The sequence below is a fragment of the Sphingobium amiense genome, assembly GCF_003967075.1.
GTDB lineage: Bacteria > Pseudomonadota > Alphaproteobacteria > Sphingomonadales > Sphingomonadaceae > Sphingobium > Sphingobium amiense.
In genome coordinates, this window is sequence record NZ_AP018664.1 from 3,820,059 (window position 1) to 3,844,197 (window position 24,139).

The following is a 24,139-nucleotide window of genomic DNA, read 5'->3' on the forward strand; positions in this document are numbered from 1 at the left end:
GGGGAACCGGCGGGGCAGGGAGGAGGAGCAGGGAAGGCGTCCCGTCAGGCGTGGCTGTGGCCCTGCGTGGCGGAAACCGCGACGCTTCCAAGGTAGCCGAGCTGAGTCGCCTTGAAGACGGTCTGGCTGCGGTTGACCGCTTCCAGCTTGGTCGCCGCATTGTGGATGTGGAACCGCACCGTGGCGCAGCTCCGCGCCAGGATCATCGCGATCTCGACATCGGTCTTGCCCAGCGCCGCCCAGCGCAGGCATTCGACCTCGCGCTTGGACAGGCGGCAGTTGCGCGGAATCCAGTGCCGCTGGCTCGCGACGCGCGAATAGCCGCTGATGAAGCGCCGCGCCTGATATTCCAGCACATCGGCATACAGGTCGAACTCGCGCGACAGGTCGCTGCGTCCCTCCTCGATGGGGGAAAAGCTGACGACACCGATCTGGCCGAAGGGAAGGTGGACGGGAATGACGATGGCGGCGGCCGCATTCACCTCTGCGGCGAAATGCGACAGGTCGATCTGGTCCAGCAGCGGATTGGGCGCGCGGGTGTAGATGCCATGGGCATTGGCCCAGAAAGGTTCGCTTTCATAACGGCAGGCGTAGGGAAGGGGGGAACTGAGCGCCAGCAGCGGCTTCTTCCACCACTGGTCCTTCGACCCCGGCCAGCCGAACACCGTCGATGCCAGCGCATTGCCGTCCGCGTCGTTCATCGCGGATTTCGAAGCGATATTGGCGCAGGCGGCGACGCGGAAGTTGCTGAGTTCCCTTGCCAGGTCTCGCAATGCCTCCGCCGCGGGCCGCACATCGTCGATCGACGCGATGCAGATGGTGCCCTGCCTGCTTGTCCTGAAATCGACCGGGCTGATGCTCTGTTGGTCGATGCGGTTCATGCAGGCGACGAATGAGTCGTCCGTTCTCTCCATGACAAAGGAAGCTACGCCTCGCACGATCCTTAGACAAGTGTTCAAAAACCTGTGACAAGTCATAGGTCTTTACCGTCCGGGACAGGCCGCCGCGCCCGCTTCCTATCGGAAAGCGCAGTCGGTCGGACCGCTGTCATGATGCTTTAACGGGCCAACCGGCGCGCAGTGCGACGTCCGGACGAAGAGCCGTTTGGAGCAGGGGACCGCCGACGCCATGAACTTCGATCTCGATGACGAGCAGACCATGCTCAAGGATCTGGTCGATCGCTTCGTGGCCGACCGTTACGATCCGGCGAAGCGCCTCGCCTATGTTGCGCGGCCGGAAGGGTTCGCACGGGAAAACTGGGCGATGCTGGCGCAGACGGGACTGCTGGCGCTGCCGCTTGCGGAGGATGCGGGCGGCATGGGCGGCGGCGCGGTCGAACTCATCACGCTTGCCGAATCGCTCGGGCGGGGCGTGGCGGTCGAACCCTATCTCGCCGTTATCCTGATGGGCGCGGCGCTGATCGACCGGGGCGGCGACGATGCGCTGCGGGCGCAATGGCTGCCCGCCATCGCCGCGGGCGAACGTTTCTGCGCCCTTGCCCATATGGAACGCGCGGGCCGCTACCTGCCCGGCGCGCTCGACACACGCGCGACGGGCGGTCGCCTCTGGGGCGAAAAGATCGCCGTTCTGGGCGCTCCCTTTGCCGACATGCTGCTGGTGAGCGCACGCGATGAAAAAGGCCATCTGGCTGTCTACTTCGTTGTCGCGGATGCGCCCGGCATCCACCGCGACGACTACCGCCTCGTCGACGGATCGGTGGCGAGCGACCTGCGCTTTGCCGATACGCCGGCCATTCGCCTGCCCGATGGCGCGGCGGCGCTCGACATTGTGCTGGATCTGGCGCGGCTCGCCATCACGGCGGAGCTTGTCGGTCTCATGGCCCATATGTTCGAAGCGACCGTCGATTATGTGAAGACGCGCCAGCAGTTCGGCCAGCCGATCGGCCGCTTTCAGGCGATCCAGCATCGCCTCGCCGACGATTATGCCATGGTCGAACTCAGCCGCTCCCAGCTTTATCGCGCCGCCGCGCAACCGGCGGGCGGCGCCGGGGCGCACGCCGCCATCGTCGGCGCGAAAGCCTATGTCAGCACCGCCGCGTCCCATATCGCGGAAGATGCGGTGCAACTGCATGGCGGCATCGGCACGACCGAGGAACTGATGGTCGGACAGGCGTTCAAGCGCGTGTTGCTGCTGACCCGGCTGCTGGGCGATGCCGATCATGATCTGCGCACCTATGCGCGCCTGTGCCGCGCCGCCTGACCGCCGCGCTTCCCATGTCCGCCGACCGGTGCCAGACTGGGGCCGCACGAACAGGAACAAAGATGGCTGACACCTATCACCGCATCGTCCCGGCGCAGGATGTGCCCGACCGCTCGCTCACGGCCTTCACCGTCAATGGCTGGCCCGTGCTGCTGGCGCGGGAGGAAGGGGCGTTCCACGCGCTTATCAACCGCTGCACCCATCAGGCGGCGAGCTTCACGCCCGACGGGCGCGTGCGGCGCGGCGCGGTGATGTGCCCGCTCCACGGCGCGCGCTTCAGGCTCGACAGCGGCGAATGCCTCGGTGGCGCCGGCTATGCCCCGCTGCGGCGCTTCCCGCTGCGCGAGGTCGATGGCTGGATCGAGGTCGCCGTGCCCGACGAAGCGCCGGGCGCGGACCATCTTCCGGTCGCGCCGCTCAGCTAGGCGCGCGCTTCCCGTCCTTCGCCCACGCGATGCCCCGGCGCAGCAGCTCGCGGAAGACCGGCAGATCCCATGCGCAGCGGTCCACCTGCGGCCACCAGTCGAGGAAGGGCTGCATGTCATAATGCCCCCGGCAATGGCCGAGCGTATTATAGAGCACCGCGCCCGCGCCCTGCGCCTTGATGTAGAGCACGGGATGCCGGTCGTGCGCCCACTGATGCTCGTCGAACCCCGTCGCCTCTCCCGCGAACGCGGTGTCGAGCAGCACATGCAGGTCGCCGTGCCGTTCCATCAGATAGAGCTCGTCGGTGGTCTCGAACGGTTCGATCCCCTGCGTCAGCGGATGACCGGCATCCGCCACTTCGACCCTGTATGGCGCGATGGGCGGATGCGCGATGAACTGCGTGCCCAGCGTCTCCATCATCAGCGGCGCCCAGCGCGGCGCGCCATAAAGCCCGTTGTCGAACAGCCGCAGCACCGAATTGGTGCCATGCAGCGCATACCAGCGCCCGCCGCCCTTCACCCAGTCGCGCAGCGCCTCCTGCGCCTCCAGCGGCGGCATCACGTCGCAGGTATAGGTGATGAGCAAATCGGCGGCCCGGATCGCGTCGATATTGGCGTAATCCTCGAACACGCGGGTGCGCACGCGCGGATCTTCCGCCAGCAGCTTCAGCAGCTCCAGCCGCGCGAAATCGAAATCATGATACAGTCCGCCTGCGATCAGCACGCAGTCGAGCCGTTCGGGCTGCTCCTCGTTCATCGGCCTGCCCCCCTCAGAACTGCACGCGCTTGGTGAAACCGCCATCGACCACCAGCCCCGCGCCGGTCATGAAGCGGCAGGCGGGCGACGCGACGAAGGCGATGGCCCTGCCGATCTCCTCGCCGCTGCACATCCGGCCCATCGGGATCTGCGAGACGATGCCGTCGTAAAATTCCGGCATCCCCGACCTGATCCCCGCCCAGGGGCCGTCATCGGTGTAGATCGGGCCGGGAATCAGGCAGTTGACGCGAATGCCGTCCGCCGCATGTTTCTGCGCCAGCGCGCTGCTGTAATTGATGACCGCGGCTTTCAGGGCATTATAGGGCTGCGGCCCCATAAATTCCTCGACCGCGCCGGTGGAGGAAAGGGTGACGATGGACCCCGCATCCGATTTCTGGAGGTGGGGCAGGGCGGCGCGCACGCCGCGCGACAGTGGCAATATGTCGGCGTTCATCACCGCCATCCATCCTTCGTCGCTATCGACGCCGAGGTTCGTCGAAACGAAGCTGATGAAGATGTCGCATCCGCCCAGCACCGCTGCCGCTTCGTCGATGAAGGCGGGCAGCGCCTGCGCATCGCTCGCATCGACCGCCTTGCCGAAGGCCTGCACGCCAAAGCCCCTGACCGTTTCGACCACCCGGTCGACCTTGTCCTGCGTCCGTCCGCACAGCGCGACATGGCACCCTTCCTGCGCCAGCACTTCGGCGGTGTGACGGCCGACGCTGGCGTTGGCGCCGATCAATATGGCTTTGCGGCCCTTCAAGCCCAGGTCCATGGGGGTCTCTCCTGCTTTATCGCGATCCCCGCATCATAGAGCGCCCGGCGGCCGGAGGCACTGGCGATTTCGACAGTCGGAAACCGTCCCCCCATGCAAATTGACAGGGGCGGGGCGGGCCGCGTCGCCCTATGCTATCCCGTCTCAAGGCGGAGGAGTATCCAGGTGGCGGCTGAGCGCAGGACGATCGGCGATTATCTGCGAGGTCATGCGCAGGACCGGGGCGACGCCGTGGCGCTGGCTTTCGAGGGTGAGAGCATCGACTATGCGACGCTCGACCGCCGCGCGAGCCGCATCGCCAACGGCCTGATCGCCATGGGCCTGACGCCCGGCAGCCGCGTCGCCTATCTCGGCAAAAACCGGGCGGCCTATTTCGAACTGTGGATGGGCGCGATCCGCGCCGGCATGGTGATGACGCCGGTCAACTGGCGGCTCGCTCCGCCGGAAATCGCCTATGTGCTGGCCGACTGCCGCCCCGCCCTGCTGGTGGCGGACCCCGATTTCGCCGACCGGCTCGATCCTGCGCCATCCTGCCCCGTTCTTCTCACCGAAGCGGGCGGCGCGGGCGATCTCTTCGCCGCATGGCGCGACGCGCAGGCGGATGCCGACCCCCGGCGCGACAGCGGCTATGGCGACCCGGCGCTGATGCTCTACACCTCGGGCACGACCGGCCAGCCCAAGGGCGCGATGCTGACGCACCGCAGCCTTCTTGGCCTGCGCGACGGGGGCGGGCAGGACGACCTGCCCGCATGGTTCCGCTGGTCGCCGCACGATGTCGCGCTGGTCGCCATGCCGATCTTCCACATCAGCGGATCGGGCTGGGGTCTGTGGGCGCTCCAGCATGGCGCGAAGGCGGTGGTGGTGCGCGAATTCGATCCGCATCAGGTGCTCGACCTCCTTGTCGAGCACCGCATCACCAAGCTGATGATCGTGCCCACCGCGCTGCGCATCGTCTGCGACCATCCGCGCGCGGCGCAGACCGACTTCAGTTTCCTCGAAACCATCTGCTACGGCGGCTCGATGATCCCGCTGGATCTGCTGCGACAGGCCATCGGCATCTTCGGCTGCGGCTTCGCCCAGATGTATGGCATGACCGAAACCGCAGGCACGGTCGCGGGTCTCGCGCCCGAAGACCATGACGTGCGCGGCAATGAGCGGATGGCGAGCATCGGCCGCGCGCTGCCGGGGGTGGAAATCCGCATCCTCGATCCGCAGGGCCATGTCCTGCCCCCCGGCGAAGTGGGGGAAGTCGCGATCCGCTCCCCCTCCAACATGGCGGGCTATCATGGCCGCCCGGAAGCCACCGCGCAGGCGATGGACGCCGATGGCTGGCTGCGCACCGGGGACGCCGCGCGGATGGACGCGGACGGCTATGTCTACCTCGCCGACCGGATCAAGGACATGATCATCACCGGGGGCGAGAATGTCTATCCCGCCGAAGTCGAGCAGGCGATCCTCGGCCATCCGGATGTCGCGGACGTGGCGGTGATCGGCGTGCCCGACCCCAAATGGGGCGAAGCGGTCAAGGCCATCGTCGTGCCGGTGGAGGGCGCAACGCCCGATCCCGCCGCGATCATCGCCTGGGCGCGCGAGCGCATCGCCGCCTACAAGGCGCCCAAGTCCGTGGACTTCGCGCCCGCCCTGCCGCGCAATCCATCGGGCAAGGTGCTGCGCCGCCTGCTGCGCGACCAATATCGCTGACCTGCCACTTTCAGGAGGTGGGCGTCGCCCCGCACCGGCATAAGCTGAGCGCAACGGAAAAGAACGAGGAGAGGAGGCGCGCCATGAGCGGCAATTACACAGGACCGCTGGAAGACCGGATCGCGATCCGCGAACTCATGGAAAGCTACGCCGACGCGGTCAACCGCTGCGACCGCGACCTGATGACGAGCCTGTGGGCGCTGGATTCGCACTGGGATCTTTCCCATTATCCGCAACTAGGCGTCGTGTCGGGGCGGGACGCGATCATGGAATTGTGGGCGAGCGCCATGCCGGCCTATCCCGACCTGTCTTTCGTCGCGATGCCCGGCATGATCCGCGTCGATGGCGACACAGCGGTCGCCCGCACCTATTTCTCCGAAGTCTATACCGATCCCGAAAGCGGCCGGGATAAGCGCGCCCGCGCCTGCTATAACGACAGGCTGGTCAAGCAGGGCGGCGAATGGCTCTTTGCCGAGCGCGTCTTTGCGATCCTCCACCAGAGCTGACGCACTTTCGCGCCGGCATGTCTCTCCATAACCCATGCCGGTGGGAAGGGGGGTCTGGATCGTCCGGACGGTCCAGACCCTTTCATTGTCCCTCAGCGCGCGGTCATGCCGCCGTCGATCACCAGTTCCGATCCGGTCATGAAGCTCGCCGCCGGGCTGGCGAGATAGGCGATGCCTTCCGCGATCTCCTCGGGCCTGCCCATCCGGCTCATCGCATGGCCCGCCGACACGGCGGCGCGCGCCGTCTCGACATCGGCGAACAGCCCTTCCTCGACATAGCGGGCGAAGATGGTGTCCATCATGTTCGTTTCGATCCCGCCGGGATGCACCGAATTGACGCGGATCGGCAGTTTCAGCAGCGCGAACTCCAGCGCCGCCGACTTGCTGTAGAGCTTCACCGCGCCCTTGCTCGCGCAATAGGTCGCCATGAACGGCGCGCCGCGCAGCCCGCCGACCGAGGAAAGGTTGACGATGGACGATCCGCCCTCCCGCTCCGCGCCGCTCCTCGCCAGCAGCGCCTGAGCCGCGTGCGTGCCGAGGAAGATGCTGTCGACATTGATCGCCATGCAGCGGCGGAACTCCTCCAGCGTCGTCCGCGCTATGCTGTTGGTGACGGATATGCCCGCATTGTTGACGAGGATGTCGAGCCGCCCGAAATCCCGTTCGATCCGCTCGATCACCGTCTGCCATGCATCCTCGCTCGTCACGTCGAGCGGCAGGTAAAGCGCCGCGCCGGGCACCGTCGCCATGTCCGCGACATCGCTTGCCACCACCTGCGCGCCCGCCTGCGCCAGCGCGGCCACGGTCGCGCGGCCGATGCCGCCGTTCGCGCCCGTCACCAGCGCGACCGCGCCCTCAAGGTTCGTCCTGCCTGTCATTCCGGCTTCTCCTTCCTGTCCGTTCAGCGCGCCGTCCATCCGCCGTCGACCACCACTTCGCTGCCGGTCATGTAACTCGAGTCGTCGCTGGCGAGGAAGGCGACGACCTTGCCGATCTCGCCCGGCTGCGCGAGCCGCCTGACCGGCGTCGTCTCCGCCATCGCCGCGATCATTTCGTCCGCCGTGCTGCCCGTCCGCGCGGCCCAGGCGTCGAATCCCTTCCGCAGCAGCGGCGTGTCGACGAAGCCGGGATGCACCGAATTGACGCGGATCGGCACGCCCGCATCGGCAAACTCCAGCGCGTTGGATTTGGTGAAGAGCCTGACGCCGCCCTTGGACGCGTTATAGGCCGACACCTCGCCCATGCCGACGATCCCCATGATCGAGGATATGTTGACGATGCTCGATCCGTAGGGCGTCGCCGCGCCGCCCTTCGCCAGCAGCGGCTGAAATGTCTTGGTGCCGAGGAACACCGTGTCGAGGTTGAGCGTGATGAGCCGCCGCCAGTCCTCCAGCTTCAGATCCTGCACCTTGCCGGTCAGGTCCGCGCCGACATTGTTGACGAGGATGTCGAGATGCCCCTGTTCGCGCTCTACCTGCGCGCGGGCGTCCTGCCAGGCTTGCTCGCTCGTGGCGTCGAGCCGGATGTAGCGTGCGGCGGGCTGCGCCGCGATCATCGCGCCGACATCCGCCGCATCGGGCGCGTCGAGATCGGTCACATAGACGAACGCGCCCTCCGCGCCGAGCGCCTCGCACACCGCGCGCCCGATCCCGCGCAGCCCGCCGCTCACCAGCGCGATCCTGCCTTCCAGCCTGCCTGCCATCGCTTCACCCTCTCGCCTGCGCCCGGTCCGGCGCATCCTCATTGCCGCCTGTCTTGTCCGCGCGCGCGGGCGCAAGAGCACCTGCGTTTTTTTGCAGGGTGACGCTGGCCGCGCCAGGGGGCATGACGGCGTTCGATCATCAAAGGGACGAGAGGAGCGGGCCGCCATGGACATGGAGCGATATACGCAGGTCAGGGCCATGGTCGACCGCATCTACGCTCTTAGCGCCGCGGGCGAATGGGATGCGGTCGAAGCGATGCTGACCGACGATTTCCGTATATTGGAGGCCGACAGCCTCCCCTATGCCGGCGCCTACGAAGGCAAGGGCGCGCTCCAGTCCCTCTATGCAAAGGTCTTCGGCTACTGGGACGATCCGGCGCTGGAAACCGGCGACATCTGCGTCGGGCGGGATCACGCCGTCGCCATGGTCGTCGTCACCGCCACCTCCCGCCACAATGGCGAGCGGCTGCGGATGCCGCTGACCGAAGTCTTCCATTTGCGCGGCGACCGGTTCAGCGGCATCACCCCCTACTATTTCGACACGGCCTCCATCGCGCGCGCGACCGGCCTGATCGCGGCCTGAAGGAGAATGACGCCATGGCCAATCTGACCGGCAAGGTTGCCCTCGTCACCGGCGGCACATCGGGGATCGGCCGCGCCTGCGTGCAGCGGCTGGTGGCGGACGGCGCGCGCGTCCTCTTCACCGGATCGAACGCGCAGAAGGCGCAGAGCCTGATCGACGAGACCGGCGCGACCTTCGTGCAGGCGGCGGTGCAAAGCCCGGATGACTGGGCGCGGATCGGGGACATCGTCCGCCGCGACTTCGGCCGGCTCGACATCGCCTTCGCCAACGCGGGCACGGAGCGGGGCGACGCGAATGTCGAGGCCGTGACGCTGGACGCCTGGAACGAGATCATCGCGATCAACCAGACCGGCGTGCTGCTGACCCTCAAGTCCGCCATAGCGCTCATGAAGGACAATCCGAGCGGTTCGGGCGGGTCGATCATCGTCAACAGCTCGATGAACGCGCACCGGGCGCTCAGCAACTATATCAGCTATTCCGTCACGAAGGCGGCGGTGGTGGCGATGGTGAAGTCGGTCGCGATCCACTGCGGTCTGCAAAGGCTGAATATCCGCTGCAACGCGATTCTTCCGGGCGTCGTGGAAACCGATATGATCGCGGGCATCATCGCGGGCTGCCCCGATCCCGACGCCGCGCGCGCCGCCTATGAAGGCATGTCGCCGATGGGCCGCATGGCGAAGCTGGAGGAGATTGCGGGCCTCGTCGCCTATCTCTCGTCCGACGAAGCCGCATTCATCAACGGCGCGGACTATGTGATCGACGGCGCCAGCACGGCGGGCATGACCGGGGTCTGAAGGCTTCGGGTGCTAGGCGGGCAGGGCGATCATCGAAATCTGCCGCCCATAATCGCTTTCGCCCCGGTGGCAGGCGCGGCGATAGCTGAAGAAGCGGTCGGGCTGGCTGTAGGTGTCCTCGTCCAGCATCGCGATCCGCCCGATCCCTGCCGCCGCCAGCCGCGCAGCGACATAGGCGGCGATATCGAACTGCTGATGGCCGGGCCGCCCAGGCGTGAAGAAACGCTCGTTGGCGGCATCCGCCTGCGCGAACCGCGCCGCGAAGGCGTCGTCCACCTCATAGGAGGCGCGGCCGATGCATGGCCCGATGGCGCAGGCGATACGATCCGCCCGCGCGCCCAGCGCCTCCATCGCGGCGACGGTCGCGTCGGTGACGCCCGCGATCGCGCCCTTCCACCCCGCATGCGCCGCGCCGACCACGCCCGCAGCCATGTCCGCGAACAGCACCGGCACGCAGTCGGCGGTCAGAATGCCCAGCGCCAGCCCGGCGCGGTCCGTCACCATCGCGTCGGCGGCGGGACGGTCGGCTTCGTCGATGGCGTCGCGCACCGTCACGACATCGGGCGAATGCACCTGCCGCGCCGTCACCAGCGTGGCGCCGGGCAGCAACGCGTTCACGGCCAGGTCGCGATTGCGCAGCACCGCCTCCCGCTCGTCCTCCGACCCCAGCCCGACATTGAGGCCCGCATGGACCCCGCCCGACACGCCGCCCCACCGCCCCGCAAAGCCATGCGGAACGCCCTCCAGACCCGGCGCGCGCAGCAGTTCGATCATGGGCATGGCTCCTTTGTTCAGGCCGCTCCCATGGACCAGCATGTCACCGCCGCGCAATATACTTGCGCGTCCGGGATTAGGCGATAGTCTCCCCGTCATAAGCAAAGGGGGCGCGCGGCCGGATGGCGGCGCGCCGCGCAATAGGGAAAGAATTGCATGATCTTCGGGCGCGTAAAGCCTCTGGACGCGATCCTGGCGACAGCGGAAAAGAAATCGCTGCATCGTTCGCTGGGCGCGTTCCAGCTCACCATGTTGGGCATCGGCGCCGTGATCGGCACCGGCATCTTCGTCCTGACGGCCGAAGCCGCGCAGAAGGCGGGGCCGGGCATGATGCTCTCCTTCGTCATCGCCGGTTTCGTCTGCGCGGTCGCGGCGCTCTGCTACGCGGAAATGGCGGCGATGGTGCCGGTATCCGGTTCCGCCTACACTTACAGCTATGCCGTCATGGGCGAACTTATCGCGTGGATGGTCGGCTGGGCGCTGATCCTCGAATATGCGGTGGCGGCGGGCGCGGTCTCGGTCGGCTGGTCCGGTTATGTCGTGGGCCTCATCGAACATACATTCCATCTCGATATCCCAGACCTGCTGACGCGCGGGCCGTTCGACGGGGGCATGGTCAACCTGCCCGCGATGCTGATCGCGTCGCTCGTCACATGGCTGCTCGTCATCGGCACGAAGGAAAGCGCCACCGTCAACGCCGTCCTCGTCGCGATCAAGGTCGCGGCCCTGACGCTCTTCATCGCGCTGTCGGTGCCGGTCATGAACATGGACGGTTTCACCCCCTTCGCCCCGCTCGGTTTCTCGGGTATTTCGGCGGCGGCGGCGTCCATCTTCTTCGCCTATGTCGGCTTCGACGCCGTCTCGACCGCGGCGGAAGAAACCAAGAACCCGCAACGCAACATGCCCATCGGCCTCATCGGCTCGCTCGGCATCTGCACCATCTTCTACATGCTCGTCGCGGCGGGCGTCATCGGCACGGTCGGCGCGCAGCCGGTGTTCGGTCCCGGCGGCGAAGCGCTCGCCCCCGGCTCCACCGCCCTGTCGCAGCAGTGCGCCGCGCTCGCTGCCGCCGGCACCGAAGCCGTGACCTGTTCGAAGGAAGCGCTGGCCTGGACGCTGCGCGAAATCGGCTGGCCCCAGATCGGCAACCTGCTCGGCCTCGCCGCCGGTCTCGCCCTGCCGTCGGTGATCCTCATGATGATGTTCGGCCAGACCCGCATCTTCTTCGTGATGAGCCGCGACGGCCTGCTCCCCGCCATCTTCTCGAAGGTTCATCCGGTCTACAAGACGCCGCACGTCATCACCATCCTGACCGGCATCTTCGTCGCACTGTTCGCGGCCTTTTTCCCGGTCGGCATCCTCGCGGACATTTCCAACTCGGGCACGCTCTTCGCTTTTGCCGCCGTGTCGATTGCGGTGCTGCGGCTGCGCAAGACCGATGCGAACCGCAAGCGCCCGTTCCGCACCCCGGCGATCTATGTGACTGCGCCGATCGCGATCATCGGCTGCCTCTATCTTTTCATTAGCCTCGGCATGGAGACCAAACTGATGTTCGTGGGCTGGGCGGCGGTCGGCCTGATCGTCTACTTCGCCTACAGCCGCAGCCGCAGCCATGTCGGGCGCGGCATCGTCGATGTGGCGGAGGATGACGCGGGCATCCCGCCCCAGCCGGTCCCGCCGCTGCCGGGCGCGCCGACGCCGGGCGGACAGGACGCCTGACAGGCAGACAGAATATGACGGGGCGGGAAACCGCCCCGTTTCTTTTGGCCCTAGTGGAAGTCGACTTCCGGATCGCGCAGCGCGCCGAGGTTCGGCCGGGTGAACAGCCGCCCCCGTTCCGCCCACAGCACGATCAGCAGCGATCCCGACCCGAACACCAGCAACCCCAGGGTGAAGGGCAGGGTGGTGCCGTCGAACGCCCGTCCGACCAGGCTCCCCAAAGTCGCCGACACCGCCGTCGTCAGGAACGCCTGAAAGGACGACGCCACCCCGGCCCCGCGATGGAACGGCTCCATCGAAATCGCGCTGAAGTTGGACGCGGTGAAGGCGACCGTCGCCATCGTCATCGACTGGAGCAGCATGAAGGTGACCAGCGTCTCCGCCCCCGCCAATATGATGCCCAGATGCACCGCCGCGACGAGGATGAAGAGGATGAGCGCGCTCTGGCTCATCCGCCGCGCGCCGAATCGCGACACGAGCCGGCTGTTGATGAGGCTGCCGATCCCCATGCAGCCCGCGATCATCGCAAAGCCCAGCGGAAAGAATGTCTGCGCATCGAACACGTCGAAGAAGATCTGCTGGATCGACAGGATGAAGCTGACCATCGCGCTCATCACCACGCCGCTCGCCATCATATAGCCGATCGAGTGGCGCGTGCGCAGCACCGTGCCCACCGCGCTGAAAATGGCCCCGGCGGTGATTCGCATCCGGTTTTCCGGCCGCAGCGTCTCGGGCAGGCGGATGAGCATCCAGCAGAGGACCAGCGTCGCGAGAATCACCAGCACCCAGAAGATCCAGCGCCAAGGCGCGACCCACAGCACCGCCTGCCCATAGCTGGGCGCCAGCACCGGGATCAGCATGAACACCGCGAAGATCAGCGACATCACCCGCGCCATCGCGTCGCCACGAAACCGGTCGCGGATGATGCCCACGGTGATGACCCGGCTCGCGCCAGCGAAAAATCCCGCGCAGGTCCGCGCGATCAGCATCATCGCAAAGCTCTGCGCCCCGGCGCAGGCGATGGATGACAGGATAAACAGCGCCATCGCGCTGCCGAGGATCTTCTTGCGTCCATATCGGTCCGAAAGCACCCCGAACAGCAGCGACCCGACGCCCAGCCCCAGAAAATAGGTGCTGATGATGAGCTGCCGGTCGTTGGGGTGCGGAATCGCAAGGTCGCGGCCGATGGCGGGCAGCGCAGGCAGCATCGGGTCGATCGACAGCGCGTTCATCGCCATCAGGCAGGCGCAAAGCAGCACGAATTCACGGAAATGGATATCGCGCGACAGAGCAGGGGGGCAATCGGGCCTCTCGGTCATGGCGCGGCTATGGGGGCAAAGGCGCGGCGATGCCAGTCCCGCATCGCAACTTTTTCACGCATGTCCAACGGCCCGTCGCATGGCAAATGCGGCGTTAACCATTTCTTTGCCCTTCCCCGTCCATCCTGCAAGCCATCGGAAAAGGGGCCGAAATCCATTGAGCTAGGAATACAGGGGTTAAGACATGGGCAACAGCATCAAGAGTGCACAATTTCTGACGGAAGCCCGCGCGGCGCGCGCGGCCTATGGTTCGGCGGACGACTGTTTCGATCTGGGCGTCGCCTATAGCTGCGGCACCGGCGACCTGCCGATCGACCTCATCGAAGCGCATAAATGGTTCAACCTTGCGGCGCTGCGCGGCAGCGAGCAGGGGCAGGCGATGCGCGCCGAGATCGCCGAGGAAATGACCGCCCGCGAAATCGCCGAGGCGCAGCGCGCCGCCCGCGCGGTGCTCGCCTCGATGCAGTTGCGCGCCGCCTGATCATCCTTTCCTGAACGGCGTCCGCCCGGCCAGCCATTGCCGGTCGGCCTGAACGCCCGCGCGCTCGTCGGCGAGAAACTGCGCCACGGCGCGGCGAAATCCCTCGTGCGGGAAATGGTGCGCCGACCATGTCGGTTCGGGCGCATAGCCCCGGGCCAGCTTGTGCCCGCCCTGCGCGCCTGCCTCCACCTTGCGCAGCCCGCGCGCGATGGCGACGTCGATCGCCTGATAATAGCAGAGTTCGAAATGCAGGTTGGGCACGTCCTCGACGCAGCCCCAATATCGCCCGTAGAGCGTGTCCGCGCCCACAAGGTTGAGCGCGCCCGCAATCGCCCGCTCCCCGCGCAGCGCCAGCATCAGCAGCACCCTGTCCCCCATCGTCTCGCCCAGCAGCGAAAAGAAGGCGCGGGTCAGGTAAGGCCGCCCCCATTTGCGCGCGCCGGTATCCTGATAGAATTGCCAGAAAATATCCCAGTGCGCTTCGCTGATGTCGCTGCCGGTCAGGTGCACGATCTCCAGCCCCTCGACCGCGCGCCGCCTTTCCTTGCGGATATTCTTGCGCTTCTCGCTCGACAGGTCGGCGAGGAAATCCTCGAAACTGCCATAGCCGCGATTGGTCCAGTGGAACTGGCTGTCCTCGCGGATCAGCCAGCCCGCCGCCTCGAACAGCGGCACCTGCTCGGGCGCGATGAAGGTCGCATGCGCCGACGACAGCCCGTTCCGCTCGACCAGCGCTTCGATCCCCGCAATCAGCGCGGGCGCCTGCGCCGGATCGCGCAGCAGCAGGCGCGGGCCGGGCACGGGGGAAAAGGGCGCGGCGACCTGAATCTTGGGATAATAGCGCCCGCCCGCCCTGACCCAGGCGTCGGCCCAGCCATGGTCGAACACATATTCGCCCTGGCTGTGGCTCTTGCCATAGGCGGGCGCGGCGGCGGCGATGCGCCCGTCCGCGCCGTCGATCACCACCGGCAGCGGCTGCCACCCGCTGTCGCCGCCGACGCTGCCGGATCGTTCAAGCGCGACGAGAAAGTCCCAACTTATGAAGGGATTGCCGTTCCCCGCGCAGGCGTCCCATTCGTCCTGCGCGAAATCCGCGACGCCCGACCCGATCCGCACGGTCACGTCATTCATCGGCAAGCTCGAAGATGATCTGGTCGGCATGGGCGGCGGCCCGCGCCCGTTCGTCCGGCGTGCGCACGGTCCATGTCAGCATGGGCATCCCCCTCGCACGGGCGCGGGCGGAAAAGGCGGAGGGAAGGTCGCGAATGTCACAGGCGAGAAAATCGGGTTTCGCCCACCAAAGCGCAAGAGCGCGTTCGACAGCGCCGCGCCAGCGCCCCTTGCCCTGCTGCGTCACGATCAGCCCGCGCACCTGTCCCCGTCGCAGTCGCGCAAACCGACGCGCGACGCGCGGATTGAACGACATGATCGCCACCCGCCGCGCGTCGGTCCCCGCCAGCTCCCGCGCCACCGCGCGGCAGAGCGGGCCGACCTCCTGGCCCTCCGCCTTGATCTCGACGAGCAGGGGCACGCCGCCGCTGCACTTCGCCAGCAGGTCCGAAAGGCGCGGGATCGCCCCGCCATCGGGCAGGCGGACGCCGTCGAGCGTCGCGGCGTCGAGGGCGCTCACCCGCTCGGGCCTCCCCGCCATGCGGGCAAGGTCGCGGTCGTGAAAGACGAACGCTACCCCGTCACGGCTCGCCCGCACGTCGCATTCGATGCCATGCCCGGCGTCGATGGCGGCGCTGAACGCCGCCATGCCGTTTTCGCTGCGGCCGCCTCCGTGCAACCCGCGGTGTGCGAAGGGCCGTCCCGTCAGCCAGCCGGTGTCAGGCGGGGCGGACAAGGACGATGGCGTCCACTTCGACCGCGCTGTTCAGCGGCAGGACGGGAACCCCCACCGCGCTGCGCGCATGTTTGCCCGCCTCGCCGAACACATCGACCATCAGTTCCGACGCGCCGTTCGCGACCTTGGGCTGGTCGGTGAAGGCGGGGGTGCTGGATATGAACGCCCCCAGCTTCACGATCCGCTCCACCCGGTCGAGCGATCCCAGCGCCGCCTTCATCTGCGCGATGAGGTTGAGGCCGCAGACGCGCGCCGCCGCGACGCCGTAATCGAGGTCGCGGTCTTCGCCCAGACGCCCGGTCATCAGGCCATCGGGCGCGAACGCGATCTGGCCGCTGATGTGCAGCAGGCCATTGGCCTCGACCGCGGGAACATAGGCGGCGACCGGCGCGGCGGGCTGGGGCAGGGTGATGCCGAGTTCGGCGAGGCGGGCTTCGATGCTCATGCTATGGCTCCGTGGTGTGAAGAAAGGCTGTCGTCGGCTGGCCCCTGGGCAAGGCGCGCCCTGATCCATCGTTCCGCGCCGGCCCAGTCGTCGATCCGCGCGTGGGCGAAGGGGGCGGGCGGCACGTCGCTGGCGATGGCGGGTTCGCCCACCAGATGCAGCCGCCACACGCCCGGCGCATGGGTCGCAACCGAATGATGATGCTCCGCCAGATCGTCGATGAACACGGCCGTGCGCGCGCCGTGCGCGGCCAGAATGTCGGCCAGCGGACGGCCCTTGCCGCCCTGGTTCCAGTGCACCGGCAGGTGCAGCCCGTGGGCCGCCAGTTGCGCCGCGCGCGCCTTCTGGTGGCGCTCGGTAATGTTGGTCAGCACGACGATGTCGGCGATCTCCGACAGGCGGTGCAGCGCTTCGACCGCGCCCGCGATCGGCGCCTGCCGGTGCATCTCCGTCTCGAAAAAGCCGAGCAGCAGTTCCCACACCAGCGCGCGTTCCACCGGCGCCCCGCTGTCCTTGTGCCGCAGCGCTTCGCCAAAGCCGCGTTCGCGCATGTCGAAATGCACGTCATGCGCCTCGTCCAGCCACTCTCCGAAGGGCACGACCATGTGCAGCAGCACCTCGTCGCAGTCGGTGATGATGAGGGGACGGGTCATCGGGCAAGCTGCTCCTGCGCTGCGATGAGCGCGGCGGGGGTGGTGTCGATCGCCCCGGCACAGGCGATGAGGTCGGGTTCGTGATCGGCCAGAAAGCCCAACACCGCGCCCAGGATGGCGGGATCGCCCACGCCCGCGCGCAGGGCGTCCGCGTCAAGGCCCGTGAGCGCCAGCAGCCGGTCCGCGCGCGTTTCGTCCGCGATGGTCCATGCAAGCGCCATCAGCGCCAAAGTCGCGCTATCTACGCCGCCATGCGTCTTGCCATTCGGTTCGTCGCAGCGCATGATTGGTTCCCAAGGGGCAGCGGTTGTGCAACGCGCTCCGAAGGCTTTTCGGAAAACGCGGGTGACTGGTGGCAAAGCGTGTGCTCGTTGTCGAGGACAACGAACTCAATCTCAAACTTTTTTGCGACCTTCTGCGCGCGCATGGCCATGAAGTGCTGCCGCTGCGCGACGGGCGCGACGTGCTGGCGCAGGCGCGCGCCTTCCTGCCCGATCTCGTCATCACCGACATTCACCTGCCCCATGTCAGCGGGATCGAGCTGATCGTCTCGCTGAAGGGCGACGCGGCGCTCGCCCATGTGCCGATCATGGCCGTCACCGCCTATGCGGGGCATGGCGACGAGGAACGCGTGCGCGCGGCGGGGGCGCAGGCCTATGTGTCCAAACCCATTTCGGTCCTGCGCTTCGTCGAGCAGGTGAACGCCCTGCTGTAACGCGCGCCGGGGCCGCCCGGAATCTCCAGCGGGGAAGGGCCGGTCGGCCGGTCCCTTTCGCCTGCGCATGTCCCACACGGCAAAAGGCCCGCTCCCTTTCCGGGGCGGGCCTTTGCTCCGTTCAAACAGCCGATCCGGCGCGCGGGCGCGAAGCCCGCTGCGGCTTACTTGATCTTGGCTTCCTTGAACTCGACATGCTTGCGCACGACCGGGTCGTATTTGCGGAAGCTCAGCTTCTCGGTCTTGGTGCGGGGGTTCTTCTTCGTCACGTAGAAGAAGCCAGTGTCAGCCGAGCTGACGAGGCGGATCTTGACGGTTGCCGGCTTGGCCATGGCCCTATTCCCTGGTCGATAAAATGCGTAAAAAGAAAAGCGGCTCGCCAATCGTGACTAGCGGACCGCCCGTTTCAGCCGTGCCCCATGATCCAGATTCGGCCCGCTGTCAAGGCTGGGGCGGTTCATGTCGCGGGCTTTACGCCGCTTTAACCGCATCGCGCGCATGATGGCGGCGAAGCGGAACGAAGGGCACGGCACCCATGCGATATGATGCACGACACGCGCAACTGGCGGCCCTCGCGCACCGCATCGACGCGCTGGCGGGGCAGGGCCATCACATGACCGCCGCGCGGATGCGCGACGAATTGGACGACATCCGCCGCAGCGCCCGCGTCGTGCGTCTCGACGATGTGGAGGAACTGGCCGACAGCCTCGAAACCATGCTTTCGCTCCACGGCCTTGGCTGCGTGATCCTCTCCTATCTCGACCGGATGCGCGACGCGGTCTCCGACCGTCTCGGCCCGCCGGTCGCGCCGCTGGCCGCGCCCGCCGCCGTCCTGCGCCTGCGCGCCTGAGCCTTACCCGATATGGACGCATTGCTGCTCGCCCTGCTGGGAAGCCTGCTGGGCGAGATCGGCGACAAGAGCCAGTTGCTCGTCCTCGCGCTCGCCACCCGCTTCGACCGTGACGGCCCCGTCCTTGCGGGCATCGCCGTTGCCGCCGCCGCCAATGCCGCCATCTCCGCCATTGCGGGCGCATGGATCGGCCCGATGATGAGCGCCGACGCCCGCCTGCTCTTCCTCGCGCTCTCCGTCGTCTTCCTGGGCGCGGGCATGCTCTGGCGCGTCAAGGCGCCCGATCCGCTCGATAGCTGGCGCATCGGCCCTTTCCTGACGAGCGCGCTCGGCCTCCTCATTCTAGGTATCGGGGACGGGCCGCAGTTTCTGACGCTGGGCATCGTCACGCGCACCGGCGATCCGGTGCTGGCCGCGATCGGCGGCGCTGTCGGCGTCTTCGCCGCGCTCGCCCCGGTCGTCCTGCTGCGCGACCGCATCCTCGCCTCGCGCGCCATCGGCATCGTCCGCCGGGCAGGCGGCGCATTGCTGATCTTCGCCGGAGCGATTCTCGGCCTGTCCGCCACCGGCCTCCTCTGATCGAGCGTCTCCATCAGGCTGATCGCCAATATGCATGAAAAAACGGGCACCATATCGCGCGCCGTTCATTATATATGCGAAACCAGTTTCCCGCATGGAGAACCGACATGACCGCGCCTGACCTCAAGACGCCCACCGACCTCAAGAGCAACCAGACGAAGACCGTCGCGGAGGCGCTGAACGGCGCGCTGGCGGACAGCTACGCGCTCTACCTCAAGACCAAGAATTTCCACTGGCACGTCTCCGGCCCGCATTTCCGCGACTATCATCTGATGTTCGACGAGCAGGCGACGGAGATTCTCGGCGTTACCGACCTCATCGCCGAGCGTGTGCGCAAGACCGGCAACACCACGCTCCGTTCGATCAGCGACATTTCGCGGCACCAGACGATCAAGGATAATGACGCCGATTTCGTCAGCCCCGCCGATATGCTGAAGGAACTGCGCGACGACAATCTGGCGCTCGTCGAAACCTTCCGCGCGGTGAAGGCCGCCGCCACGGAGGCGGGCGACAATGCGACCGAAGGCATCGTCGACGACTGGACCGATCAGGCCGAACAGCGCGCCTGGTTCCTCTTCGAAGCCGCGCGCGGGGCTTAAGTCAGGCTAAACCGTTCGTTTCGAGCGAAGTCGAGAAACGCTGGACACCGCCAGCGGCGTCTCGATTTCGCCCGAAGCGAACGAAAGCGATCAGTCCTCGCCCGCTATCTCGATCGCCACGATCTCCACCGCATCCGACTTCCCGCCGAAATCCACCCGCTCGCCCGGCTCGGCGTCCATCATCGCGCGGGCGAGGGGCGATGTGAAGCTGATCCGCCCTTCGTTCGGGTCCGCCTCGTCGTCGCCGACCAGCGTCACCGTCTTTTCCCGCCCGTTCAGCCGATAGGTTACGCGCGTCCCGAACGCGACCGCCTCGCCATCGGGCACGGGCCGCACATCCGCTGTCGCCAGCCGGGTTCGCCAATAGCGCAATTCGCGCCGGTGCTTCTTCACGGTTTCCTCATCGACGCCGGTCAGATCGGCCGCTTCCAGCGCCTCGACCTGCTCCCGCGTCAGCCGCAAGCCCCGTGCCGTCACCCAGTTCGGACCGGGCGGGATCGGCAGCTCGAATTTCGGCTCCATATGCTCATCGTCGCTCTCGCGACGAAAGGCGACGCTCATCGTGCCTCTCCTGAAAAATCGCCGGGCGGCCCGGAAAGCCGCTCAGTCCTCGTCGAACAGTCCGGCCAGCTGTTCAACCATCGTGCCGCCCAATTGTTCGGCGTCCATGATGGTCACGGCGCGGCGATAATAGCGGGTCACGTCATGGCCGATGCCGATGGCGACGAGCTGCACCGGCGACCGGTTCTCGATCCATTCGATCACCTGCCGCAGATGCCGCTCCAGATAGGTGCCGCTGTTCACCGACAAAGTGCTGTCGTCCACCGGCGCGCCGTCGGAAATGACCATCAGGATGCGCCGCTCCTCGGGCCGCGCGATCAGCCGCGCGTGCGCCCACAGCAGCGCCTCCCCGTCGATATTCTCCTTGAGCAGCCCCTCGCGCATCATGAGGCCCAGATTCTTGCGCGCCCGCCGCCACGGGTCGTCCGCCTTCTTGTAGACGATGTGGCGCAGGTCGTTGAGGCGCCCCGGCATCGGTGGACGCCCGGCGGCGAGCCAGTCCTCGCGCGCCTGCCCGCCCTTCCACGCGCGGGTGGTAAAGCCGAGGATCTCGGTCTTGACGCCGCACCGCTCCAGCGTGCGCGCCATGATGTCGGCGCTGATCGCCGCGATGCTGATCGGCCGCCCGCGCATCGAGCCGCTATTGTCGATCAGCAGCGTCACCACCGTATCGCGGAACTGCGTGTCCCGCTCGATCTTGTAGGAAAGCGACCGCGTCGGGTCGATCACGATCCGCGCCAGCCGCGCCGCGTCGAGCAGCCCTTCTTCCTGATCGAAATCCCATGACCGCGACTGCTGCGCCATCAACCGGCGCTGGAGCCGGTTGGCGAGCTTCGTCACCGCGCCCTGAAGGCTGACGAGCTGCTGGTCGAGGAAGCCGCGCAGCCGCACCAGCTCATCCTCGTCGCACAGATCCTCCGGGCTGACCACCTCGTCGAACTTCGTCGTATAGGCCTTGTAGTCGAAGCCGGGCGGCAGGTCGGACATCGGGCGATTGGGCCGGACGGGCATCATGCCCTCCTCCCCCATATCGTCCGCGCCCTCTTCGCTGTCGGTGTCGAACTCGTCGCTATAGTCGGTTTCGCCGTCCTCGGTGTCGCCGCCCTTGTCCTCGGCGCGCGCCTCGGCGTTCATGTCGCTGTCGCCGGCTTCCTCCTGCCCGCTCTCGCCTTCGTCCTGCTGGTCTTCCTGATCTTCGCCCTCGTCCTCGCTCTCCGGCTCCTCGGTATCGGGCGGGACGTCGGCGTCGATCAGGTGGAGATGCTCCAGCATCGCGGTCGTCAGCTTCTGGAAAGCGCGCTGGTCGTCGATGGCGAGCATCAGCGAATCGAGATCGCCGCCCGCCTTGTCCTCGATCCATTGATCCACCATCGCGACGCCCGCCGCCGCTTCCTTGGGGATCGCCTGCCCCGTCAGCCGCTCGCGCACCTTCAATGCCAGCGCCGTGGACAGCGGCACTTCGTCGGCGGCGCGCGCCCGGCGGATCGCGTCGGACTTGAGGCGCAGATCGAGCGCGTGATTGAGATTGTCGCGCACTCCCGCCATGGACCGCGACCCGATCGCCTCGACCCGCGCCTGCTCGACCGCGTCGAACACCGCGCGCGCCACCGCCTCGCCCGGCGCGGAGGCGGCATGCACCTTCGCATCATGGTGCCGCAGCTTCAGCGCGGACGCATCGGCGAACCCGCGCGCCAGCGCCACCTGATCGGCGGGCAGCGCCCGACCCGGCGTCGGCACCTTGATCGCCTTGCCCGCGGCATGGGGCGTGTCGGCGGTGAAGCCCACCTCCACCTCGGCATCGCGCGCGATCGCGCGCGCCGCGCCCGACAGCACGTCCTTGAACGCGTCGAGAGGCGAGCGTTCGCTCATGGCGCGATCAGCGCGCCGCGCAGGCGGGAAAGGGCGTCGTCATCCAGCCCCAGCCCGTCGCGCAGATAGGCGTCCACGCCGCCATGATCGGCGTCCAGCGTCTCGTAAAGCGCGTCCAGATAGGCGCTGTCGGCCAGCAGCAGCGGCATGACCATGTCCCTCCGTTCGCGAAAGGCGACGCTCAGCCGCGTCTCGCCCTGTCCCAGCCGCCATGTCCAGTCGGCATGGTCGTTGGTCGCCAGATAATCCCGCACGATCGCCTCGCGCGGCACGCCCAGCGCCGACAGGATCAGCATCACGCCCACGCCGGTCCGGTCCTTGCCCGCCGCGCAGTTGATGAGGATCGGCAGCCGCCCCGCCAGTATCTGACCGAACATGGCGCGATAGGATTCGGCATGATCGACCGGAATCGCGCGATAGATGGCGACCATCGCGGCGTGCATATCGTCGGCCGTGGCGTCGTCCGACCGCAGCACCTCGGCCAGCACGCCGCTCGTCTCGCGATAGTCGCGGCTGTAATAATCGACCTCCGCCCCATGCCATCCGGTCGGTTCGGCCAGCCGCTCATTGGGCCGCCGCAGGTCGCAGATCGCCCGGATGCCGAGCGCCCGCAGCGCCTCGGCATCCTCCGGCGTCAGCAGGGACATGGTGCCCGACCGGAACAATATGCCCCGGCGCACCGTCTGTCCGTCCGCCGTCTCCAGCCCGCCGAAGTCGCGGAGGTTGAAGGCGCTCGCCAGCGGCAGGACGCCCGCTTCGGCCAGAACCGCGCTGCGTTCGCTCATGGCCGTTCCGCATCCCCGACATAGGGCACCGCCACGGTCTCGATCTCGGTGACGACCTCGCTCATCAGCTTGTGCACCGGACATTTGGCGGCGACCGCGATCAGCTTCTCGCGCTGCGCATCGGTCAGCGGCCCGCCGACCGCGATGCGCGTCGTCAGCTTATAGACGCCCTGCCGCTCCCGGCTGGCGTCGCGGATCACGCCGACATGGATGTCCTCGACCGGGATGCCGTTCCGCTGCGCATACCAGAGCATCGTCATCGCCTTGCACGCGCCCAGCGCCGAATCGTAGAGGTCGTGCGGGTCCGCCCCGGCGTCTCCGCCATCGGGCGCGGACATGTCCGCCACGATCTCATGCCCCCGGATGCTGATCCGGTGCGCCGTCCCGCCTGTCGGATCAATCCGCTCGACGACGATCATCAGTTCGCCCGGCTCGCCACGCTCTCAGGCAAGTCCTTCCCGAAGACGCGCTGATAATATTCGGCGACCAGCGCGCGTTCCGCCTCGTCGCATTTGTTGAGGAAGGACAGGCGGAACGCGAAGCCGACATTCCTGAAGATCAGCGCGTTCTGCGCCCAGCTAATCACCGTGCGCGGCGACATGACGGTCGAAATGTCGCCGTTGATGAAGCCCTGCCGGGTCAGTTCGGCGACCTTGATCATGTTCTCGACTTCCTTGCGGCCGCCCTCATGGTCATATTCGCCCGACTTCGCCAGCACCACCTGCGCTTCGGTCGCGGCGGGCAGATAGTTCAGCGCCACCACCAGATTCCAGCGGTCCATCTGGCCCTGATTGATCTGCTGCGTGCCGTGATAGAGGCCGGTCGTGTCGCCCAGACCCACCGTATTGGCGGTGGCGAACAGGCGGAAATGCGGATTGGGGCGGATCACCCGGTTCTGGTCGAGCAAGGTCATCTTGCCGTCCGTTTCCAGCACGCGCTGGATCACGAACATGACGTCGGGGCGGCCCGCATCATATTCGTCGAACACCAGAGCCACCGGGCGCTGGAGCGACCATGGCAGCAGCCCTTCGCGGAATTCCGTCACCTGCTGCCCATCCTTGAGCACGATGGCGTCGCGCCCGACCAGGTCGATGCGGCTGATATGCGCGTCGAGGTTGATGCGGATGCACGGCCATTTGAGGCGCGCGGCGACCTGCTCAATATGGCTCGACTTGCCGGTGCCGTGATAGCCCTGCACCATGACGCGCCGGTTATAGGCGAAGCCGGCCAGAATCGCGAGTGTGGTGTCGGGGTCGAACACATAAGCGGGGTCGAGGTCCGGCACGCGCTCGTCGGCCTGACTGAAAGCCGGGATCTTCATGTCGACGTCGATGCCGAACAGCTCCCGCGCGTCCACCTCGCGGTCGGGCGCGTCGAGCAGCGTATCGGCGCGGGCGTCGGGCTGGACGTTGGAAATGTCGGTCATCGGGCGGGTCATCTTTCTGCGAGTCTGGCAAAAGCCCCTATCCGATCCTTTCGGG

30 protein-coding genes are annotated in these 24,139 nt (G+C 67.1%); 12 read left to right on the plus strand and 18 right to left on the minus strand.

The features are described from left to right. Nucleotides 1-44 precede the first annotated feature (44 nt). Nucleotides 45-881 carry a helix-turn-helix transcriptional regulator gene (locus SAMIE_RS18340; protein ID WP_083952350.1) on the minus strand — a complete coding sequence of 279 codons (837 nt, stop codon included), beginning with the start codon at nt 879-881 and terminating at the stop codon, nt 45-47. Between the two features lie 247 nt (nt 882-1,128). Between SAMIE_RS18340 and SAMIE_RS18345 the strand changes: the two genes are divergently transcribed. Beyond that, entirely contained in the window at nt 1,129-2,220 is a 1,092-nt protein-coding gene (locus tag SAMIE_RS18345; RefSeq protein ID WP_126516902.1) for an acyl-CoA dehydrogenase family protein, read from the plus strand. A gap of 62 nt (nt 2,221-2,282) precedes the next feature. Further along, complete coding sequence (locus tag SAMIE_RS18350) at nt 2,283-2,645, plus strand: Rieske (2Fe-2S) protein (RefSeq protein WP_066695836.1); 363 nt, start codon at nt 2,283-2,285, stop codon at nt 2,643-2,645. Here SAMIE_RS18350 and SAMIE_RS18355 read toward each other — a convergent pair. After that, nucleotides 2,638-3,402 carry a ThuA domain-containing protein gene (locus tag SAMIE_RS18355; RefSeq protein ID WP_066695839.1) on the minus strand — a complete coding sequence of 255 codons (765 nt, stop codon included), beginning with the start codon at nt 3,400-3,402 and terminating at the stop codon, nt 2,638-2,640. The two genes, SAMIE_RS18350 and SAMIE_RS18355, sit on opposite strands and share 8 nt — an antisense overlap. 13 nt (nt 3,403-3,415) lie before the next feature. Continuing rightward, complete coding sequence (locus SAMIE_RS18360; RefSeq protein WP_066695841.1) at nt 3,416-4,177, minus strand: SDR family NAD(P)-dependent oxidoreductase; 762 nt, start codon at nt 4,175-4,177, stop codon at nt 3,416-3,418. 165 nt (nt 4,178-4,342) lie between these two features. On the opposite strand from SAMIE_RS18360, the gene SAMIE_RS18365 reads away from it, so the two are divergent. Continuing rightward, on the plus strand, nt 4,343-5,878 hold the full coding sequence (locus SAMIE_RS18365) for a fatty acid--CoA ligase (RefSeq protein ID WP_232037301.1): 1,536 nt from the start codon (nt 4,343-4,345) through the stop codon (nt 5,876-5,878). An 83-nt stretch (nt 5,879-5,961) separates the two neighbouring features. Next, a complete protein-coding gene (locus SAMIE_RS18370; RefSeq protein ID WP_066695849.1) occupies nt 5,962-6,384 on the plus strand; it encodes a nuclear transport factor 2 family protein in 423 nt (140 codons plus the stop codon). Nucleotides 6,385-6,476: 92 nt separating this feature from the next. On the opposite strand, the gene SAMIE_RS18375 is transcribed toward SAMIE_RS18370, so the two are convergent. Together SAMIE_RS18375 and SAMIE_RS18380 are read right to left on the minus strand one after the other, a co-directional pair. After that, a complete protein-coding gene (locus SAMIE_RS18375) occupies nt 6,477-7,262 on the minus strand; it encodes an SDR family NAD(P)-dependent oxidoreductase (protein ID WP_066696745.1) in 786 nt (261 codons plus the stop codon). Between the two features lie 23 nt (nt 7,263-7,285). Next, on the minus strand, nt 7,286-8,086 hold the full coding sequence (locus SAMIE_RS18380; protein ID WP_066695850.1) for an SDR family NAD(P)-dependent oxidoreductase: 801 nt from the start codon (nt 8,084-8,086) through the stop codon (nt 7,286-7,288). Nucleotides 8,087-8,252: 166 nt separating this feature from the next. On the opposite strand from SAMIE_RS18380, the gene SAMIE_RS18385 reads away from it, so the two are divergent. Further along, nucleotides 8,253-8,669: a nuclear transport factor 2 family protein gene (locus tag SAMIE_RS18385; RefSeq protein ID WP_066695852.1), complete on the plus strand. Its 417-nt coding sequence runs from the start codon at nt 8,253-8,255 to the stop codon at nt 8,667-8,669. A 14-nt stretch (nt 8,670-8,683) separates the two neighbouring features. Beyond that, on the plus strand, nt 8,684-9,463 hold the full coding sequence (locus SAMIE_RS18390; protein WP_066695854.1) for an SDR family NAD(P)-dependent oxidoreductase: 780 nt from the start codon (nt 8,684-8,686) through the stop codon (nt 9,461-9,463). Between the two features lie 12 nt (nt 9,464-9,475). On the opposite strand, the gene pgeF is transcribed toward SAMIE_RS18390, so the two are convergent. Next, entirely contained in the window at nt 9,476-10,237 is a 762-nt protein-coding gene (pgeF, locus tag SAMIE_RS18395; protein ID WP_066695857.1) for a peptidoglycan editing factor PgeF, read from the minus strand. 156 nt (nt 10,238-10,393) lie between these two features. Here pgeF and SAMIE_RS18400 point away from each other — a divergent pair, with 156 nt between their 5' ends. Next, entirely contained in the window at nt 10,394-11,956 is a 1,563-nt protein-coding gene (locus SAMIE_RS18400) for an amino acid permease (protein ID WP_066695858.1), read from the plus strand. A gap of 50 nt (nt 11,957-12,006) precedes the next feature. On the opposite strand, the gene SAMIE_RS18405 is transcribed toward SAMIE_RS18400, so the two are convergent. After that, nucleotides 12,007-13,275 (minus strand): multidrug effflux MFS transporter, encoded by a 1,269-nt coding sequence (locus tag SAMIE_RS18405; RefSeq protein ID WP_066695859.1) that lies wholly within the window; start codon nt 13,273-13,275, stop codon nt 12,007-12,009. 184 nt (nt 13,276-13,459) lie between these two features. Here SAMIE_RS18405 and SAMIE_RS18410 point away from each other — a divergent pair, with 184 nt between their 5' ends. Next, nucleotides 13,460-13,756, plus strand: a complete 297-nt coding sequence (locus SAMIE_RS18410) for a hypothetical protein (protein ID WP_066695860.1) — start codon at nt 13,460-13,462, stop codon at nt 13,754-13,756. On the opposite strand, the gene SAMIE_RS18415 is transcribed toward SAMIE_RS18410, so the two are convergent. Genes SAMIE_RS18415 through SAMIE_RS18435 form a run of 5 tightly spaced genes read right to left on the minus strand, consistent with a single transcriptional unit; the run spans nt 13,757 to nt 16,984 of the window. Further along, nucleotides 13,757-14,887 carry a GNAT family N-acetyltransferase gene (locus tag SAMIE_RS18415; protein ID WP_066695861.1) on the minus strand — a complete coding sequence of 377 codons (1,131 nt, stop codon included), beginning with the start codon at nt 14,885-14,887 and terminating at the stop codon, nt 13,757-13,759. Beyond that, nucleotides 14,880-15,602 (minus strand): glycerophosphodiester phosphodiesterase family protein, encoded by a 723-nt coding sequence (locus tag SAMIE_RS18420; protein WP_066695862.1) that lies wholly within the window; start codon nt 15,600-15,602, stop codon nt 14,880-14,882. The genes SAMIE_RS18415 and SAMIE_RS18420 overlap by 8 nt, the downstream gene beginning before the upstream one ends. Further along, nucleotides 15,586-16,047, minus strand: a complete 462-nt coding sequence (locus SAMIE_RS18425; RefSeq protein ID WP_066695865.1) for a RidA family protein — start codon at nt 16,045-16,047, stop codon at nt 15,586-15,588. The genes SAMIE_RS18420 and SAMIE_RS18425 overlap by 17 nt, the downstream gene beginning before the upstream one ends. After that, nucleotides 16,044-16,700, minus strand: coding sequence for an HAD family hydrolase (locus SAMIE_RS18430; protein WP_066695868.1), 657 nt, complete (start codon nt 16,698-16,700; stop codon nt 16,044-16,046). The genes SAMIE_RS18425 and SAMIE_RS18430 overlap by 4 nt, the downstream gene beginning before the upstream one ends. Beyond that, nucleotides 16,697-16,984 (minus strand): DUF3572 domain-containing protein, encoded by a 288-nt coding sequence (locus SAMIE_RS18435; RefSeq protein WP_066695871.1) that lies wholly within the window; start codon nt 16,982-16,984, stop codon nt 16,697-16,699. The genes SAMIE_RS18430 and SAMIE_RS18435 overlap by 4 nt, the downstream gene beginning before the upstream one ends. Nucleotides 16,985-17,052: 68 nt before the next feature. Here SAMIE_RS18435 and SAMIE_RS18440 point away from each other — a divergent pair, with 68 nt between their 5' ends. Continuing rightward, the gene (locus SAMIE_RS18440) at nt 17,053-17,415 is read left to right on the plus strand and encodes a response regulator (RefSeq protein ID WP_174522195.1); all 363 of its coding nucleotides are present in this window, start codon (nt 17,053-17,055) and stop codon (nt 17,413-17,415) included. A 164-nt stretch (nt 17,416-17,579) separates the two neighbouring features. Here SAMIE_RS18440 and rpmG read toward each other — a convergent pair whose 3' ends face one another. Then, on the minus strand, nt 17,580-17,747 hold the full coding sequence (gene rpmG / locus SAMIE_RS18445; RefSeq protein WP_007687342.1) for a 50S ribosomal protein L33: 168 nt from the start codon (nt 17,745-17,747) through the stop codon (nt 17,580-17,582). Nucleotides 17,748-17,950: 203 nt separating this feature from the next. Here rpmG and SAMIE_RS18450 point away from each other — a divergent pair, with 203 nt between their 5' ends. From SAMIE_RS18450 to SAMIE_RS18460, 3 genes are all read left to right on the plus strand, one after another. Beyond that, nucleotides 17,951-18,265 carry a hypothetical protein gene (locus SAMIE_RS18450; RefSeq protein WP_066695877.1) on the plus strand — a complete coding sequence of 105 codons (315 nt, stop codon included), beginning with the start codon at nt 17,951-17,953 and terminating at the stop codon, nt 18,263-18,265. 12 nt (nt 18,266-18,277) lie between these two features. Next, on the plus strand, nt 18,278-18,844 hold the full coding sequence (locus SAMIE_RS18455) for a TMEM165/GDT1 family protein (protein ID WP_066695878.1): 567 nt from the start codon (nt 18,278-18,280) through the stop codon (nt 18,842-18,844). Between the two features lie 107 nt (nt 18,845-18,951). Beyond that, complete coding sequence (locus SAMIE_RS18460) at nt 18,952-19,443, plus strand: Dps family protein (protein ID WP_066695879.1); 492 nt, start codon at nt 18,952-18,954, stop codon at nt 19,441-19,443. A 90-nt stretch (nt 19,444-19,533) separates the two neighbouring features. Here SAMIE_RS18460 and SAMIE_RS18465 read toward each other — a convergent pair whose 3' ends face one another. Genes SAMIE_RS18465 through cobS form a run of 5 tightly spaced genes read right to left on the minus strand, consistent with a single transcriptional unit; the run spans nt 19,534 to nt 24,084 of the window. After that, nucleotides 19,534-20,004, minus strand: a complete 471-nt coding sequence (locus tag SAMIE_RS18465; RefSeq protein ID WP_066695880.1) for a GreA/GreB family elongation factor — start codon at nt 20,002-20,004, stop codon at nt 19,534-19,536. A gap of 42 nt (nt 20,005-20,046) precedes the next feature. Continuing rightward, nucleotides 20,047-21,873, minus strand: a complete 1,827-nt coding sequence (cobT, locus tag SAMIE_RS18470; RefSeq protein ID WP_066695881.1) for a cobaltochelatase subunit CobT — start codon at nt 21,871-21,873, stop codon at nt 20,047-20,049. Further along, nucleotides 21,870-22,658 carry a tyrosine-protein phosphatase gene (locus SAMIE_RS18475; RefSeq protein WP_066695882.1) on the minus strand — a complete coding sequence of 263 codons (789 nt, stop codon included), beginning with the start codon at nt 22,656-22,658 and terminating at the stop codon, nt 21,870-21,872. Before SAMIE_RS18475 ends, cobT begins: the two co-directional genes overlap by 4 nt. Next, a complete protein-coding gene (locus SAMIE_RS18480) occupies nt 22,655-23,077 on the minus strand; it encodes an OsmC family protein (protein ID WP_066695885.1) in 423 nt (140 codons plus the stop codon). Before SAMIE_RS18480 ends, SAMIE_RS18475 begins: the two co-directional genes overlap by 4 nt. Beyond that, nucleotides 23,077-24,084, minus strand: a complete 1,008-nt coding sequence (gene cobS, locus SAMIE_RS18485) for a cobaltochelatase subunit CobS (RefSeq protein WP_066696748.1) — start codon at nt 24,082-24,084, stop codon at nt 23,077-23,079. Before cobS ends, SAMIE_RS18480 begins: the two co-directional genes overlap by 1 nt. Between the last annotated feature and the right edge of the window lie 55 nt (nt 24,085-24,139).

Bases quoted from the DNA above. Each gene is read 5' to 3' on its own strand.
- rpmG (WP_007687342.1), bottom strand. From the start codon at position 17,747: ATGGCCAAGCCGGCAACCGTCAAGATCCGCCTCGTCAGCTCGGCTGAC.
- SAMIE_RS18410 (WP_066695860.1), top strand. From the start codon at position 13,460: ATGGGCAACAGCATCAAGAGTGCACAATTTCTGACGGAAGCCCGCGCG.
- cobT (WP_066695881.1), bottom strand. From the start codon at position 21,873: ATGAGCGAACGCTCGCCTCTCGACGCGTTCAAGGACGTGCTGTCGGGC.
- SAMIE_RS18415 (WP_066695861.1), bottom strand. From the start codon at position 14,887: ATGAATGACGTGACCGTGCGGATCGGGTCGGGCGTCGCGGATTTCGCG.
- SAMIE_RS18465 (WP_066695880.1), bottom strand. From the start codon at position 20,004: ATGAGCGTCGCCTTTCGTCGCGAGAGCGACGATGAGCATATGGAGCCG.
- SAMIE_RS18425 (WP_066695865.1), bottom strand. From the start codon at position 16,047: ATGAGCATCGAAGCCCGCCTCGCCGAACTCGGCATCACCCTGCCCCAG.
- SAMIE_RS18480 (WP_066695885.1), bottom strand. From the start codon at position 23,077: ATGATCGTCGTCGAGCGGATTGATCCGACAGGCGGGACGGCGCACCGG.
- SAMIE_RS18380 (WP_066695850.1), bottom strand. From the start codon at position 8,086: ATGGCAGGCAGGCTGGAAGGCAGGATCGCGCTGGTGAGCGGCGGGCTG.
- SAMIE_RS18350 (WP_066695836.1), top strand. From the start codon at position 2,283: ATGGCTGACACCTATCACCGCATCGTCCCGGCGCAGGATGTGCCCGAC.
- SAMIE_RS18390 (WP_066695854.1), top strand. From the start codon at position 8,684: ATGGCCAATCTGACCGGCAAGGTTGCCCTCGTCACCGGCGGCACATCG.
- SAMIE_RS18435 (WP_066695871.1), bottom strand. From the start codon at position 16,984: ATGCGCTGCGACGAACCGAATGGCAAGACGCATGGCGGCGTAGATAGC.
- SAMIE_RS18370 (WP_066695849.1), top strand. From the start codon at position 5,962: ATGAGCGGCAATTACACAGGACCGCTGGAAGACCGGATCGCGATCCGC.
- SAMIE_RS18385 (WP_066695852.1), top strand. From the start codon at position 8,253: ATGGACATGGAGCGATATACGCAGGTCAGGGCCATGGTCGACCGCATC.
- SAMIE_RS18375 (WP_066696745.1), bottom strand. From the start codon at position 7,262: ATGACAGGCAGGACGAACCTTGAGGGCGCGGTCGCGCTGGTGACGGGC.
- SAMIE_RS18430 (WP_066695868.1), bottom strand. From the start codon at position 16,700: ATGACCCGTCCCCTCATCATCACCGACTGCGACGAGGTGCTGCTGCAC.
- SAMIE_RS18450 (WP_066695877.1), top strand. From the start codon at position 17,951: ATGCGATATGATGCACGACACGCGCAACTGGCGGCCCTCGCGCACCGC.
- SAMIE_RS18360 (WP_066695841.1), bottom strand. From the start codon at position 4,177: ATGGACCTGGGCTTGAAGGGCCGCAAAGCCATATTGATCGGCGCCAAC.
- pgeF (WP_066695857.1), bottom strand. From the start codon at position 10,237: ATGATCGAACTGCTGCGCGCGCCGGGTCTGGAGGGCGTTCCGCATGGC.
- SAMIE_RS18340 (WP_083952350.1), bottom strand. From the start codon at position 881: ATGAACCGCATCGACCAACAGAGCATCAGCCCGGTCGATTTCAGGACA.
- SAMIE_RS18455 (WP_066695878.1), top strand. From the start codon at position 18,278: ATGGACGCATTGCTGCTCGCCCTGCTGGGAAGCCTGCTGGGCGAGATC.
- SAMIE_RS18475 (WP_066695882.1), bottom strand. From the start codon at position 22,658: ATGAGCGAACGCAGCGCGGTTCTGGCCGAAGCGGGCGTCCTGCCGCTG.
- SAMIE_RS18355 (WP_066695839.1), bottom strand. From the start codon at position 3,402: ATGAACGAGGAGCAGCCCGAACGGCTCGACTGCGTGCTGATCGCAGGC.
- SAMIE_RS18405 (WP_066695859.1), bottom strand. From the start codon at position 13,275: ATGACCGAGAGGCCCGATTGCCCCCCTGCTCTGTCGCGCGATATCCAT.
- SAMIE_RS18345 (WP_126516902.1), top strand. From the start codon at position 1,129: ATGAACTTCGATCTCGATGACGAGCAGACCATGCTCAAGGATCTGGTC.
- SAMIE_RS18400 (WP_066695858.1), top strand. From the start codon at position 10,394: ATGATCTTCGGGCGCGTAAAGCCTCTGGACGCGATCCTGGCGACAGCG.
- SAMIE_RS18460 (WP_066695879.1), top strand. From the start codon at position 18,952: ATGACCGCGCCTGACCTCAAGACGCCCACCGACCTCAAGAGCAACCAG.
- cobS (WP_066696748.1), bottom strand. From the start codon at position 24,084: ATGACCGACATTTCCAACGTCCAGCCCGACGCCCGCGCCGATACGCTG.